This window comes from Leucobacter luti (assembly GCF_004217175.1).
Classification (GTDB): domain Bacteria; phylum Actinomycetota; class Actinomycetes; order Actinomycetales; family Microbacteriaceae; genus Leucobacter; species Leucobacter luti.
This window is the reverse complement of the sequence record NZ_SHKI01000009.1, coordinates 1-14,384: the sequence shown is the minus strand read 5'-3', so window position 1 is coordinate 14,384 and position 14,384 is coordinate 1. Positions and strand designations below refer to the sequence as shown.

13 protein-coding genes are annotated in these 14,384 nt (G+C 70.2%); 10 read left to right on the top strand and 3 right to left on the bottom strand.

All coding sequences use genetic code 11. The features are described from left to right. Window positions 1-6 precede the first annotated feature (6 nt). Window positions 7-1,530: a malate dehydrogenase (quinone) gene (mqo, locus tag EV139_RS15445; RefSeq protein WP_130455730.1), complete on the top strand. Its 1,524-nt coding sequence runs from the start codon at window positions 7-9 to the stop codon at window positions 1,528-1,530. Window positions 1,531-1,633: 103 nt separating this feature from the next. Here mqo and EV139_RS15440 read toward each other — a convergent pair whose 3' ends face one another. Next, the gene (locus EV139_RS15440; RefSeq protein ID WP_130455728.1) at window positions 1,634-2,398 is read right to left on the bottom strand and encodes an HAD-IIB family hydrolase; all 765 of its coding nucleotides are present in this window, start codon (window positions 2,396-2,398) and stop codon (window positions 1,634-1,636) included. A 67-nt stretch (window positions 2,399-2,465) separates the two neighbouring features. Between EV139_RS15440 and argF the strand changes: the two genes are divergently transcribed. The 4 genes from argF (at window position 2,466) to EV139_RS15420 (ending at window position 7,206) form a co-directional block, all read left to right on the top strand. Then, the gene (argF, locus tag EV139_RS15435; RefSeq protein WP_130455726.1) at window positions 2,466-3,389 is read left to right on the top strand and encodes an ornithine carbamoyltransferase; all 924 of its coding nucleotides are present in this window, start codon (window positions 2,466-2,468) and stop codon (window positions 3,387-3,389) included. Window positions 3,390-3,470: 81 nt separating this feature from the next. After that, window positions 3,471-4,922 carry an argininosuccinate lyase gene (gene argH / locus EV139_RS15430; protein ID WP_130455724.1) on the top strand — a complete coding sequence of 484 codons (1,452 nt, stop codon included), beginning with the start codon at window positions 3,471-3,473 and terminating at the stop codon, window positions 4,920-4,922. Window positions 4,923-5,021: 99 nt separating this feature from the next. After that, window positions 5,022-6,335, top strand: coding sequence for a tyrosine--tRNA ligase (gene tyrS, locus EV139_RS15425; RefSeq protein WP_130455722.1), 1,314 nt, complete (start codon window positions 5,022-5,024; stop codon window positions 6,333-6,335). Between the two features lie 58 nt (window positions 6,336-6,393). Next, complete coding sequence (locus tag EV139_RS15420) at window positions 6,394-7,206, top strand: nitrilase-related carbon-nitrogen hydrolase (RefSeq protein ID WP_130455720.1); 813 nt, start codon at window positions 6,394-6,396, stop codon at window positions 7,204-7,206. A gap of 63 nt (window positions 7,207-7,269) precedes the next feature. On the opposite strand, the gene EV139_RS15415 is transcribed toward EV139_RS15420, so the two are convergent. Then, window positions 7,270-8,223, bottom strand: a complete 954-nt coding sequence (locus EV139_RS15415; RefSeq protein ID WP_130455718.1) for an Lrp/AsnC family transcriptional regulator — start codon at window positions 8,221-8,223, stop codon at window positions 7,270-7,272. A 213-nt stretch (window positions 8,224-8,436) separates the two neighbouring features. Between EV139_RS15415 and EV139_RS15915 the strand changes: the two genes are divergently transcribed. The 3 genes from EV139_RS15915 to EV139_RS15405 are packed head-to-tail and all read left to right on the top strand — an operon-like array spanning window position 8,437 to window position 11,197. Continuing rightward, complete coding sequence (locus EV139_RS15915; protein ID WP_157993059.1) at window positions 8,437-8,610, top strand: hypothetical protein; 174 nt, start codon at window positions 8,437-8,439, stop codon at window positions 8,608-8,610. Further along, window positions 8,607-10,073 (top strand): purine-cytosine permease family protein, encoded by a 1,467-nt coding sequence (locus EV139_RS15410; RefSeq protein ID WP_130455716.1) that lies wholly within the window; start codon window positions 8,607-8,609, stop codon window positions 10,071-10,073. Before EV139_RS15915 ends, EV139_RS15410 begins: the two co-directional genes overlap by 4 nt. Before the next feature lie 2 nt (window positions 10,074-10,075). Further along, a complete protein-coding gene (locus EV139_RS15405) occupies window positions 10,076-11,197 on the top strand; it encodes an alcohol dehydrogenase catalytic domain-containing protein (protein WP_130455714.1) in 1,122 nt (373 codons plus the stop codon). Window positions 11,198-11,731: 534 nt separating this feature from the next. On the opposite strand, the gene EV139_RS15400 is transcribed toward EV139_RS15405, so the two are convergent. Beyond that, window positions 11,732-12,313 carry a helix-turn-helix domain-containing protein gene (locus EV139_RS15400; RefSeq protein ID WP_130455712.1) on the bottom strand — a complete coding sequence of 194 codons (582 nt, stop codon included), beginning with the start codon at window positions 12,311-12,313 and terminating at the stop codon, window positions 11,732-11,734. A 150-nt stretch (window positions 12,314-12,463) separates the two neighbouring features. Between EV139_RS15400 and speB the strand changes: the two genes are divergently transcribed. Continuing rightward, window positions 12,464-13,411 (top strand): agmatinase, encoded by a 948-nt coding sequence (gene speB, locus EV139_RS15395; protein WP_130455710.1) that lies wholly within the window; start codon window positions 12,464-12,466, stop codon window positions 13,409-13,411. A 113-nt stretch (window positions 13,412-13,524) separates the two neighbouring features. Continuing rightward, the gene (locus EV139_RS15390) at window positions 13,525-14,190 is read left to right on the top strand and encodes a cyclase family protein (RefSeq protein ID WP_130455708.1); all 666 of its coding nucleotides are present in this window, start codon (window positions 13,525-13,527) and stop codon (window positions 14,188-14,190) included. Window positions 14,191-14,384 lie beyond the last annotated feature (194 nt).

Here is a 14,384-nt window from a genome sequence, read left to right as displayed (position 1 = left end):
GCCCTCGTGAGTAAGAACACGGTAGACGTCGTCCTCGTTGGTGGGGGCATCATGAGCGCCACCCTGGGCACCCTGATCAAGCAGGTGCAGCCCGATTGGTCGATCGAGATCTTCGAGTCCCAGTCCGAGGTAGCGACCGAGAGCACCAATGCGTGGAACAACGCGGGCACCGGTCACGCCGCGCTGTGCGAGCTGAACTACATGCCGGAGGGCGCCGACGGCAGCCTCTCCGCTGACAAGGCGATCGACATCAACGAGCAGTTCCAGCTGTCTCGTCAGTGGTGGTCGACGCTCGTGCAGAAGGGCATCCTCGGCACGCCGTCGTCGTTCATTAACCCCACCCCGCACATGACCTTCGTGCGCGGCGAGGCGAACGTCGACTACCTGCGCCGCCGCTACGAACTCCTCAAGGAGCAGCCGCTGTTCTCCGACATGGAGTTCAGCGAGGATCCCGAGCAGATCGCCGAGTGGGCCCCGCTCCTCGTTGACCGCCGCGCCAAGGACGAGGTGTTCGCCGCGACCCGCTCCGAGAGTGGCACCGACGTCGACTTCGGCGCGGTGAGCCACCAGCTGTTCGACTACCTCGTCGAGCAGGGCGCCAAGCTGCACCTCAACCACCAGATCCGCAAGGTGAAGCGCCAGGCAGACGGCACCTGGAACGTCTACGCCCGCAACCGCTCCGGTTACGGCAGCAGCGTGGTGAACGCCAAGTTCGTGTTCGTCGGCGCCGGCGGCGGCGCTCTTCAGCTGCTGCAGTCGTCGAAGATCCCCGAGATCCGCGGCTTCGGCGGCTTCCCGATCAGCGGCAAGTTCCTCAAGACCTCCGACCCCGAGATCGTGGCCCACCACCGCGCCAAGGTGTACGGCAAGGCCGCGGTCGGCGCGCCCCCCATGTCGGTACCGCACCTCGACACCCGCATCGTCGACGGCAAGGAGAGCATCCTCTTCGGGCCGTACGCCGGGTTCAGCCCCAACTTCCTAAAGAAGGGCTCCTGGTGGGACCTGCCCGGCTCGATCCGGCTCCACAACCTGGGCCCCATGATCAAGGTCGGCCTCACGCAGTGGGGGCTTGAGAAGTACCTGCTCGGTGAGCTGATGGCGAGCCGCGAGAAGCAGATGGACACGCTCCGCGAGTACATGCCGGCCGCGCGCACCTCCGACTGGGAGATGATCACCGCCGGTCAGCGCGTGCAGGTCATGAAGAAGGATCCCGTCAAGGGCGGCATCCTGCAGTTCGGCACCGAGGTCATCACCGGCGCCGAGGGCTCCATCGCCGGTCTCCTCGGGGCATCGCCCGGAGCCTCCACCGCGGTGTACGCGATGCTCGGGGTGCTGCGCAAGTGCTTCCCCGAGCAGTACACGAACGAGTGGGAGCGCGTCTTTACGGAGCAGATCCCGGTCCTCGCGACCGACGGCCTGAACGGTGATGCCGCGGCCGCCGCCGCCTCGCTCGCCGAGACCGGCCGCGTGCTCGGGCTGATCCCCGACGCGGCAGCGGTTGACACCGCGAGCGCGGCCGAGCAGGCCTAGCCTCCGCTCCAACGCCGCAGGGCGGGCACTCCCTCGGGGGTGCCCGCCCTGCGGCGTTGTGGGGTCGGGGCGCTGCGGCGCGCACTCCGGAATGAGTCCGCTCCTAGCGCGCGAGCAGCCCCTCGATGAACTCCGCTGTGTCTTCCCACCCGGTCACCGCGTGGCAGGTGACGCCGAGCGCGAGCACGGGGTAGTCGTTGCCGTCTGGGTCGAGTCGATCGCCCACGAACAGCATGTCGTCGAGCGGGATCCCGGTGTGTTCCTCAAGCTTGCGCATCCCGTACGCCTTGTCGATGCCGCGCCGGGTGATGTCCACCGACGTAGAGCCGCCGCTGCGCACCTCGAGCTCCGGCAGGCGCGCGGCGACCGCGGCGCGCAGCGCATTCTTCTTCGCCCCGTCCGCGTCCCACGCGTGCTTCGCGGCGACGGGAGCACGCTGGCCGAGCGCCGAGAACGTGACCTGGGAGCCGCGATCCTCGAGGATCTCACCCCACGGCTCAGCCTCCCAGAGTCCGAGCCGCTCTGCCTCCTCGCGCAGCGCTGCGAGGGCTGCGTCGCGTTCGCCGTCCGTGAGGTGTTCGCGGTACACCGTGGTCCAGGCACCCGCCTCGCGCCGCTCGTAGCGGGTGCCGCAGGTGGGGAGCAGGTGCAGGCGCGCGAGCGCGGTTTCCGGGATGCCGGCGTCTGAGGCGAGCCGCGCGAGCAACTGGGCCTCGAACTGCTCAAAGTTGCCGCCCGAGATCACTGCCACGCTGGTGCGGGCGAGCAGCCCGGCGAAGGCGCTGAGCATGCGCGGTTCGACCGGCGATTTGGACGGCGCGAGCGTATCGTCGAGGTCGAATGCAATGAGGCGAGGCAGCGTGGGCATTGCTCGATTCTCCCACAGCGGTTTGGGGCGAGCCTTGAGCCCCCGAGCGCTCCCGTAGACTGAGGAGGTGACCCGACATTTCCTGCGTGATGACGATCTGAGCCCGGCCGAGCAGCGCGAGGTCCTCGACCTCGCCGCGCGTCTCAAGCGAGCGCCGTTCTCCGAGCGTCCGCTCGAGGGGCCGCAGTCAGCGGCCGTGTTCTTCGACAAGACGTCGACGCGCACGCGCTTCAGCTTCGCCGCCGGGATCTCCGAGCTCGGCGGTTCGCCGATCATCGTGAACCCGGGCGAGGCCCAGCTCGGCGTAAAAGAGACGATCGCCGACACGTCGAAGGTGCTCTCGCGCATGGTGTCGCTCATCGTGTGGCGCACGTTCGCGCACGCCGGGCTTGAAGAGATGGCGGCGCACGCCTCCGTGCCGGTCATCAACTCGCTCTCCGACGACTTCCACCCGTGCCAGATCCTCGCGGACCTGCAGACGATCCAGGAGCGCAAGGGCGAGCTCGCGGGACTCACCGCGACCTACGTCGGCGACGCCGCGAACAACATGGGGCACTCGTACCTGCTCGGCTTCGCAACCGCCGGCATGCACATCCGCGTGGCCGGGCCCGCGGGCTTCCACCCGCGCGCCGACATCGTCGCCGACGCGGAGCGGATCGCCGCGGAGACCGGCGGCAGCGTGACCGTGCTCACCGATCCGGTCGCCGCCGTGGCCGGCGCAGACGCTGTGATCACCGACACCTGGGTGTCGATGGGGCAGGAAGACGAGAAGGCCGAGCGCCTCGCCACGTTCGGCGCCTACCGGATCACACCGGAGCTGATGGCGCACGCGCAGCCCGACGCGATCTTCTTGCACTGCCTCCCCGCCTACCGCGAGTTCGAGGTGGCCCCCGAGGTCATCGACGGCCCGCAGAGCGTGGTGTGGGACGAGGCCGAGAACCGCGTACACGCGCAGAAGGCCCTGATGGCCTGGCTGCTGGCGCAGGCCTGAGCGCCGCGCACTGAGACACGAAGCGACGGCTGCCGCGAGGCACACGCCGCGCGAGCACACCGAATGAGCGAGAAGGACACCATGAGCACCGAGAACACCACGCCAGCCGCGGCAGCCGCGGACACGAGCAACCGCGCCGCAGAGGCCGGATCGCTGTGGGGCGGCCGATTCGCGAGCGGGCCGTCGCCCGCACTCGCCGCGCTCTCGAAGTCGACGCAGTTCGACTGGGTGCTCGCCGAGTACGACATCCGCGGCTCGAAGGCGCACGCCACGGCGCTCGCGGCGGCCGGCTACCTCGACGCGCAGGAGCTCGCCGACATGCGCGCGGGGCTCGACGAGCTCGCGGTGCGCGTTGCCGACGGGCGCGCGGTGCCCGGCGACGACGACGAAGATGTGCACTCGGCGCTCGAGCGCCTGCTCATCGAGATCGTGGGCGTGCAGCTCGGCGGCAAGCTCCGCGCCGGCCGCAGCCGCAACGACCAGATCGCCACGCTCGTGCGCCTCTACCTGCTCGATCACACCGCGGTGATCCGTGGCATGCTGCTCGATCTGCTCGACGCGATCGCCGAGCAGGCGGCGAAGCACCCGGGTGCGATCCTGCCCGGCCGCACCCACCTGCAGCACGCGCAGCCCGTGCTGCTGGCGCACCAGCTCGCCGCGCACGCGTGGCCGATCGTGCGCGACCTTGAGCGCCTGCGCGACTGGTCGGTGCGCGCGAGCGCCTCGCCCTACGGTGGGGGAGCCCTCGCCGGATCGTCGCTCGGCCTCGACCCGCGCCTCGTGTCCGCCGAGCTCGGTCTGGGTGAGCCGCTTGAGAACTCGATCGACGGCACCGCCGCCCGCGACGTGGTGGCGGAGTTCGCCTTCATCTGCGCGCAGATCGGGATCGACCTCTCGCGCCTCAGCGAGGAGATCATCCTCTGGAACACGAAGGAGTTTGGCTTCGTGCGCCTGCACGACGGGTACTCGACGGGCTCGTCGATCATGCCGCAGAAGAAGAACCCGGACATCGCCGAGCTCGCGCGTGGCAAGTCTGGCCGCCTCATCGGCAACCTGACGGGCCTGCTCGCCACGCTCAAGGCGATGCCGCTCGCGTACAACCGCGACCTGCAGGAGGACAAGGAGCCGGTCTTCGACTCGATCTCCCAGCTGGAGGTGCTGCTGCCAGCATTCGCCGGGATGATCGCGACGATGACGCTGAACACCGAGCGCATGGCCGAGCTCGCGCCGCAGGGCTTCTCGCTCGCGACCGACGTGGCCGAGTGGCTCGTGAAGCAGGGCGTGATCTTCCGCGACGCGCACGAGATCTCGGGCGAGCTGGTCCGCTACTGCGAGGAGCGCGGCCTGGAGCTGCACGAGCCGAGCGACGCGGAGCTGGCGAGCGTGTCCGAGCACCTCACCCCGGCGGTACGCGACGTGCTCACCATCGAGGGCTCGGTGAACTCGCGCGTGGGCGCCGGCGGCACGGCGCGCGTGCGCGTCGACGAGCAGCTCGCGCGCCTCGCGCAGCGCATCGCAGAGTTCCGCGCCTAGCGCTCGGGGCGCCGGAACACTCGGCGCCCCGGCGTGTGCGTCGCCCCGGCTGGTGCGGCGCGAACGCCGCGTCCCGCGAACCCGGGTACGATGTGAGGCGTGTCTGAAACGAATGCTCGCACCCAGATCCTGGCAGCCCAGCGCAACGACGACAGCTTTCCCACCCTGTGGGACGAGCTGGAGTGGCGCGGACTGATCCACGTTTCGACGGACGCCACGGCGCTGTCTGAACTGATCGAGGGCGAGCCGTTCGCGTATTACTGCGGCTTCGACCCGACCGCGCCGAGCCTGCACCTCGGCCACCTCGTGCAGCTGCTGCTCATGCGCCGCCTGCAGTTGAAGGGCCACTTGCCCCTCGGACTGGTCGGCGGCTCCACCGGCCTGATCGGTGATCCGCGCCCCACGGCCGAGCGCACCCTGAACTCGCGCGAGACCGTGGCGCAGTGGGTCGAGTCGCTGCGCGAGCAGATCTCCCGCTACCTCAGCTTCGACGGCGACAACGCCGCGCGCTTCGTCAACAACCTCGACTGGACGGCGCCCCTGTCGGCGATCGACTTCCTGCGCGAGGTGGGCAAGCACTTCCGCGTGGGCACGATGATCAAGAAGGACATCGTCGCGAAGCGCCTGAACTCGGACGAGGGGATCAGCTACACGGAGTTCAGCTACCAGATCCTGCAGGGCCTCGACTTCCTCGAGCTTTACAAGCAGTATGACTGCAAGCTGCAGTCGGGCGGCAGCGACCAGTGGGGCAACCTCACGAGCGGCACCGAGCTGATCCGCAAGGCGGTCGGCGGTACCGCGCACGCGATCGGCACCCCACTGATCACCAACGCCGACGGCACCAAGTTTGGCAAGAGCGAGGGCAACGCCATCTGGCTCAACCCGGAGATGTGCTCGCCGTACACCTTCTACCAGTTCTGGCTCAACCAGGCGGACGCCGACGTGATCGACCGCCTGCGCGTGTTCACGTTCCTGTCGCGCGCGGAGATCGCCGAGTTTGAGCGCCAGGTCGCGGAGGAGCCGTTCAAGCGGGCCGCGCAGAAGCATCTCGCGCTCGAGGTCACCACGCTCGTGCACGGGGCCGAGGCCACGCAGGCAGCGATCGACGCGTCCGAGGCCCTGTTCGGCCGCGGCGACCTCGCCGCGCTCGACGCCGGGACGCTCGGCGCCGCGATCGAGGCGCTGCCGCAGGCGGCCGGCGCGGTGGGGTCGTCGGTGGCGCAGCTGATGGTCGACGCTGAGCTGGTGAAGAGCCTGGGCGAGGCGCGCCGAGCAATCGCGCAGGGCGGCGTCTACATCAACAACGTCGCCGTGGCCGCCGAGGATCAGGCGCTCACCGCCGACGACCTGCTGCACGGCGCGTTCGCCGTGCTGCGGCGCGGCAAGAAGACGCTCGCCGGGGTCACCGCCTAGCGCGGACGCCGGCCCACCCCACGCACCGGTTCACCCCACGCACCGAGGAGTTTCACCCATGAGGATCGCGCTGCTGCAGGCCGCCGCCACCCCGCTCGACGTCGCGGCCAACCTCGCGACCCTGCGCGAGAGCGCCGCGACTGCGCGAGACGAGGGCGCCGCGCTGATCCTCACTCCCGAGCTCTTCGTGAGCGGGTACGCGCCTCGCGAGCTCGCCGAGTGGCTCACGCCCGAGCGGGTTGCGGGCATCCCGGCCGACGTTGCCGGGATCGCCCGCGACACCGGGATCGCGGTCGCCGCGAGCTTCCCGCTGGCGCGCGCCGACGGTACCTTCGCGATCGCGGCCGGGCTGTGGGACGCGGCGGGCACCGAGGTGCTGCGCTACGAGAAGGTGCACCTGTGGGGCAGCGACGAGCGACTCGCGTTCACCCCGGGCGCCGCGGCGCCGGGCGTCGCGGAGTGGAGCGGCCGCCAGGTCGGGTTCCAGATCTGTTACGACATCGAGTTCCCCGAGCCGGCGCGCACGCTCGCGGCCCGGGGCGCCGATCTGCTGCTCGTGCCGACCGCGATCGACGGCACTTCCAGCTACGTTCCCGAACTGCTGATTCGGGCGCGCGCGGCCGAGAACGCGCTCGTGGTTGCGTACGCGGATCACCCCGCAAGCGCCGCGGACGGTGCGGATCCGGCCGATTCGTTCGCGGGGCTCAGCACGGTGGCGGGCCGCGAGGGGCGCGTGCTTGCGGCAGCCGGTGCGGCGGCCGAGCTGCTCTTCGCCGAGCTGCCCGAGGTTGGCCCGATCAGGTCGGGCCAGGCGGACTACCTCGCCGATCGCCGGCCGGAGCTCTACGCGAGCTGGAACTCGGGCCGCTAACCCCGGGCCCGCGGGACTCTGGCCCGCGGTCGTGTGGGCCGCTACCCGCGGTCGTGTGGGCCGCTACCCGCGGTGGTGCTGGTGCTCACCCTGGTCGGGCGGGCTGGCGATGATCCGATCGCCCTCCCCGTACTGCTCCTTCACGATCCGCAGGTTCGCCCACGACTCGATCCGGGCGATCTCGGGGAACGATCGCAGCCGGTCCACGAGCACGAGCACCTCGTCGTTGCTCTCGCCGGAGAGCGTGGCGATCAGGTCGTAGCCGCCCACGGCGATCGCAAGAAACTCCGGGTCGAGCTCGCGCACCCGAGCCAGCGCATCGGTGACCGGCCCGGTGACCTGGATCCCGACCCCCAGCGTGGGGGCTTCCGGGAGCTCGCCCCGCACCGGGATCCCCACCACCTTCACGGCGCCGCGCGCCATGAGTCGCTTGAGCCGAAGCCGGGCACCGCTCGGCGACACCCCCGCGGCGTCCCCGAGCTCGCGAAACGAGGCGCGACCGTCGCGCTGCAGGTGCTGCACGATCGCCCGATCCGCGCTGTCGATCTCCAGCCCGGCCCCGCCCGTGCGGATCGGGGAGAACAGGTTGATCTCGATGCTCTCGTAGAGGTGCAGCCGGATCTCCCGCACGCGCGGGAGCGCGCGGATGCGGTCGACCGCCTCGCGCAGGTGCGGATCGGCGCCGACCCGGATCTCGGCGTCGATCGCGTAGTTGCCGCTGATCTCGGCCACGAAGGTTGTCTCGGGCATTGCCACGAGCGCCTCGCGGATCGGGGTGATGGGGCCGTCGACCGCGATCTGCAGGTAGGCGAAGCGCTCGTGCCCCAGCAGGTCGGGGCTGATCGAGGCGGTGATCCGGAGGCGGCCCCCGGCGATCTCCTGCTGCACGATCTGCGTCACGTGCCGCCGGGTAGTGCCGTGCCGCTCGGCGATCCTGGCATAGCTGGTGCGCCCGTCGTCGCGCAGTTCTCGGAGCACCCGCGAGCGGAGCTCCTCCGCCGTGATTGACTGCGGCATTTTGTCTCCCAAGCGTTCGGAATCGTCGGTTCAATTCTGCACCACGTAACCGCAAAAACGGGGGAGAAGTTCCACGTTCGCACCAGTTTGGTGCAATAGCGCAGAATTGAGCCGCTGAGCGTGCTCATGTGTTTGGTGCGCGACCGGCAAGTGCCTAGGCTGTCATGGAATTGCCCCATAGCGACGTGGGACACACAAGGAGGTCAGACCCAGATGTCTGAAGGAACACTGCTCGAACAAGAACTTGAACGGCGCCTCGCCATCATTGAGACCGAGGAGCTCGACGACCCGGTGCACGCCGCACTCAGCGGCCGCAGCCTGACGATCTTTCTCGGCGTCGCCGCCGTGATCGTGGGCCTCGCGATCGTGATCGGGGTCGCGCTGTGAGCCGGGGCACCGGCCGCGCTGCGGTCGACGCCGAGGTGGCGCAGGAGGCGACCTACGGTTCGCTTCCCCTCCTGAAGCAGGAGCGCAGCTGGAGCGCTGGCGACTTTAGCTGGGTCACGCTTAGCCTCGCGATCGCCACCTGGGCGTTCCTCACCGGCGGCTCCACGGTGCTGCTCGTCGGGTTCACCGACGGCATCGCCGCGATGCTGATCGGCAACAGCATCGGCCTCGCGATCATGGTGCTCGGCAGTGTGGTGCTGAGCCAGCGGCTCGGGGTCGAGCAGTACCGCGCGCTGAAGTCGGTGTTCGGGATCGTCGGCGTCGGGATCGTCGTCTTCGTCGTGGTGCTCCTCACCGAGATGGGGTGGACCTCGCTGCTCGGCGTGATGTTTGGGCGCGCGTTCAGCGAGATCTCAAACCAGGCGTTTGGCACAGAGTTTGAGCAGTTCGGGCCGCTCGTCACCGTCTTCGCGCTCGTCGCGATCTTCGTCGGCTGGATCATCCTGTCGCGCGGGCCCGTGACCATCAGCAAGCTCAACCGCTTCGTCGCGCCCGGCCTGCTCGTGGTGGTCGCGCTCATGATGGTGCTGCTCATGTCGAACTATTCGTGGGGCGAGCTCCTCGCCGCGGAGCCCATCGCGCCGTTCCCGGACGAGCAGCTCAACTTCATGATGGCCGTCGAGTTCAACCTTGGCGCCGGCCTCTCCTGGTGGCCCGTCATGGGCACGCTCTCGCGTCTCACCCGGGGGCCGCGCGCCGCGGTCTGGCCGGCGTACGCCGGGATCCTCGTCGGCACGGTCGTCGCGCAGCTCGTCGGCATGGCCGCCGGCCTGCTGTTCGGCCAGGCGGATCCGACCTCCTGGATGGTGCCGCTGGGCGGCCCGATCCTCGGCGTGCTCACGCTCCTCTTTGTCGGATTCGCGAACGTGACGAGCATGGCCTCGATCGCCTACTCGACGGTACTCGCGGTGAAGCAGTCGAGTGGCAAGGCGCTCGCAAAACTGCGGTGGCCGGCGCTCGCGGCGGCGTTCCTCGCGCTCCCCGCGATCCTGAGCTTCTTCCCCGGCTTCATGTACGAGCAGTTCATGACGTTCGTGGTGATCAGCGGCGCATTTATCGCGGCGCTCTGCGGCGTCATCATCGCCGACTACTTCATCCTGCGCCGGCAGGTTGTGCCGCTGCGCGCGCTGTACGCGAGCGGGCCGGACGACCCGCTGCGCTTCACCGGCGGCGTCAACATCGCGGCCCTCGCCTCCGTGGCGATCGCGTCGGTCTTCTACCTCTGGGTGTACAACCCGATCACCCTCGACACGCAGGCCCTCTTCAGCTTCGGCACGGCGACCGTGCCGGCGGTGCTGATCGCGATGGTCTCACACGTGATCCTGAGCCACCTGCTCTACGTGCGCCGCGGCCGCGGCGCGTACGGCGAACCAGATCTCTTCGCGGCCGCCGGAAGGAAATAAGCATGACAGGATCCATCGAGGTGCGGGCAGCGGTCTACCATGGCGACAACGGTGACCGACTCGCGATCGAGCGGCTGCAGCTCGACGCCCCCGCCCACGGCGAGGTCATGGTGCGCGTGCGCGCCGCCGGGGTGTGCGGCTCAGACCGGCACGTGATCGATGGTGAGTGGCACGTGCCCCTGCCCGCCGTGATGGGGCACGAGGCCGCCGGCGTGGTCGAGGCCGTGGGCGCCGGCGTGCGCGAGCTCGCGGTGGGCGATCACGTGATTGTCGCCTGGCACCAGGCGTGCCAGCGCTGCGCCGAGTGCACGGGCGGCAAGCCGTGGGCCTGCACCCGCGTGCTCTCGAACGACTCCCTGCTGCCGGACGGCACCACCCGGTGGCACGACGCTGCCGGTGCCGAAGCCTGGCCGTACCTCGCGGTCGGGGCGATGAGCGAGCGGATCGTGGTGCCAGACTTCGCGGCGATCCGGGTGGATCCGCGCGTGCCCTTTGACGTGGCCAGCCTCATTGGCTGCTCGGTCGGCACTGGCTACGGCGCCGTGGTGAACAACGCGCGCGTGGTGGCCGGCGAATCGGCCGTGGTGGTGGGCGCCGGCGGCGTCGGCATGTCGATCATTTCCGCGCTGCGCCTCGCGGGAGCCACTCCAATCATTGCCGTCGACGTGTCGGAGGCGAAGCTCGCCGAGGCCAAGCGAGCCGGCGCGACGCACGGCCTCATCGGGGGCGACGACCTCGCCGAGCGCGTGGCCGAGCTGACCGGCGGCGGCGCGGACGCGGCGTTCGAGGCGATCGGGCGGGTGGCCACCATGGAGCAGCTGCCCGGGCTCATCCGGCCGGGCGGCCGCGCGGTGTTCGTGGGCCTGCCGCCCGAGGGGCAGGAGCTCCGGATCGACGGGCTGCAGCTTGCCTACGACGGAAAGACCCTGATCGGATCGAACTACGGCGGGCTCGTGCCCGCGCGCGACTTCCCCAGGGTGGCCGCCGCCTACCTCGCCGGCGAGCTGCCGCTCGACGAGCTCATCAGCACCCGCGTGAGTCTCGACGAGGTGAACGAGGCGTTCGACGCGATGCGGCGCGGGGAGCGCACGCGCACCGTGATCGTGTTCGAGGACGCCGCCTAGTCGCCCCGGGCCGGGCCGGGCGGGCCGGCTCGGCCGCCTGGCCGGGCCTGGCGCGGCTGTCCCCGCGAGCGTGCGGCTTCGCGCTGAGGCCGGACCCCGCCATTCCACGAGCGTGCGGCTTCGTGCTGAGGCCGGACCCGGCCAATCCGCGAGTGTGCGGCTTGGTTGCGAGTGTGCGGCTTTGCGCCGGCAGTGGGGCCGCACGCTCGTGCGCGGATCCTCCACTCGTGCGCGGGCCAGCGGCCGCGAGCGCGGAGTGCGCGCTGCTATTCCGTGAGTGTGCGGCTTGGCGCTGGGGCCGGACCCCGCTATTCCGCGAGTGTGCGGCTTGGTTGCGAGTGTGCGGCTTCGCGCCGGCAGTGGAGCCGCACGCTCGTGCGCGGATCCTCCGCTCGTGCGCGGATCCTCCACTCGTGCACGGACCAGCGGCCGCGGCCTGCACCCACACCCGCCCACACCCGCACCGGCGGCACCGCCCCACCCGCCAGGGAGAGGCCGGCGCGGAGGCCCGCCGCGCAGCAGCCGAAGGCCCGGCTAGCTCGATCCGCTCCACGCGGCGGGCACCAGCACCCACACGAGCTCGGCGCCCGCCGCGCCCGCGCGCCAGGTGTGCGGCGTGAGCCCGGGGAACGTGAGCGTGTCGCCGGCGGCGAGCTGGGTCTCGCGATCCGCGAAGCGCACCGTGACCTCCCCGGAGATAAGGTGCAACGATTCAACCGTGCAGCTCACGGTGTAGAGCTCGTCGCCGCCCGAGCCGTGCGGCTCAACCGTCGAGCGGAGCAGCTGCACGCGCTCCTCGGCGCGGGGCGTGACCAGCCGCTCGTCGGTGCCGAGGCCGCCCATGTTGATGCGTGGCGCGTCAGCGAGGGCGATGTGCTGCACGTCGGGCTCCTCGAAGAGCGCACCGACCGGCAGCGACAGCGCATGGCAGATCTGCACGAGGGTGGGCACGCTCGGCATGGTGTCGTCGCGCTCGATGCGGCTGAGGAAGCCCTTCGTGAGGCCCGATGCCTGCGCGAGCTGCTCGAGCGTGAGGCCCTGGGCCGCGCGTGAGGCGCGGAGCTTCGCTCCGATCCGCACTGGATCGTCGCCGGCGCTGAGGTGGATCGCTCGCACTGTGTGCCTTTCTCTGGTGCGGCCCGCCGCGGGAACCGCGTTGACCAGACCGCGCGGTCCAGCCTATAGTGAAGTGAAGTTCACTTCTAGAACTCACAAGTTTACTCACAGGCAACTTGCTGTGAGCGAATCCGAAAGGTACGTGGAACCGTGACAGATCACACTCCCCAGGGGCCGGTCGACGCCAGCCTCACCCCGCGCTACGCGGGAATCGCGACGTTCGCCAAGCTCCCGCGCATCGAGGACGTCCCCTCGGCCGACATCGCCGTCGTGGGCGTTCCGTTCGACACCGGCGTGAGCTTCCGCCCGGGCGCGCGCTTCGGCCCCTCGCACGTTCGTGAGGCATCGCGCCTCCTGCGCCCCTACAACCCGGCGCAAGACGTCTCCCCGTTCAATGTGAAGCAGGTCGTCGACGCCGGCGATATCGTGGCGAACCCCTTCAACCTCGACGAGGCCGTCGCGCAGGTGGAGGCCGCAGCAACCGAGCTCGGGGAGAAGGTGGACAAGATCGTGACGGTCGGCGGCGACCACACGATCGCGCTGCCGCTGCTGCGCGCCATCAACAAGAAGCACGGCCCGGTCGCGGTGCTGCACTTCGACGCGCACCTCGACACGTGGGACACCTACTTCGGCGCGCCCACCACGCACGGCACTCCGTTCCGCCGCGCCTCGGAGGAGGGGCTCATCGACCTCACCGCCAGCATGCACGGCGGCACCCGCGGCCCGCTCTACGGCAAGCAGGACCTTGAGGACGACGCGATGCTCGGCTTCCAGATCGTGACGAGCGAGTTCATCGAGGAGCACGGGATCCCCGCGGCGCTCGAGAAGATCCGCGCGCGCGTGGGCGACAAGCCGCTCTACATCTCCATCGACATCGACGTACTCGACCCGGCGCACGCCCCGGGCACCGGCACGCCCGAGGCCGGCGGGCTCACGAGCCGTGAGATGCTCCGTCTGATCCGCGGGCTCGCGGATCTGCAGATCGTCGGCGCCGACGTGGTCGAGGTCGCACCCGCGTACGACCACGCGCAGATCACGGCGGTCGCCGCGAGCCACGTTGTGTACGAGCTCGTGAGCGCAATGGCCGCGCGCGGCTAACGCACGACTAGCGCGCGACGCCGCACCCGAGTGGGGGCGTGTCCGGGGGAGACCCGGGCACGCCCCCACTTGTGGTTCTGGCCGGCGGGCGCCCCGCGCAATAGCGTGGGGGAATGAGCCTCATTGATCTGAGCCAGCCGATCCACGACGGCATGCCCGTGTACCCGGGGGATCCGGCTGTGTCGGCGCGGCCCGCACTCACCATCGCCCGCGACGGGGTAGCAGTCGCCGAGCTCGCGCTCGGATCCCACACCGGCACTCATCTTGACGCGCCAGCGCACGTGATTCCCGGCGGCCGCACGGTGGATCAGGTTCCGCTTGACTGGCTGGTGGGGCCAGCGGTGATCCTGCGCGCGCTCGGTGCTGGGCCGGCGACGCGGATTGACGCCGCTGCCATCGAGGGCGAGATCCCGCCGGTGCTCCCCACGATCGTCTGTGTCGAGACCGGGTGGGATCGGCACTACGGACAACCCGCGATGCTGCGGCACCCCTTCCTCTGCTCGGGGCTTGCCAAGGTGCTGTGGCAGCGCGGCGCCAGGGTGCTGGGGGTTGACACGCTGAGCCCGGATCCGACCGAGCTCCTCGAACCGCGCGCGGCGGGAGCGCCGGGGGAGGGATCCGTGCTGCCGGTGCACCGGTTCTGGTTGGGCGGCGGCGGGGCGATCGTTGAGAACCTGCGCGGCCTGCACCGCCTGGACCGGGAGCCGGAACTGTCGCTCTTGCCGATCGCGGTGGCGGGCGGCGACGGGGCGCCGGTGCGAGCGGTCGCCCGGGTCTGAGTGAACGAGGCGCCGTGTGGGTTCGCCGCGCCCGGGATGTGGGGGCGTGAGGGATGTTTGGCGGGTTTTGCTTCGGTGTGACGCCGCCGCCCAGAGTTGGTGGTCGGGGGTCGCTGCGGCAACATTGGCGGTTTTATGCGGGGACGCGCCCGAGATTCTGGTTGGGCTTGCTGTTGGGCTGGTTTCTGCGTAAT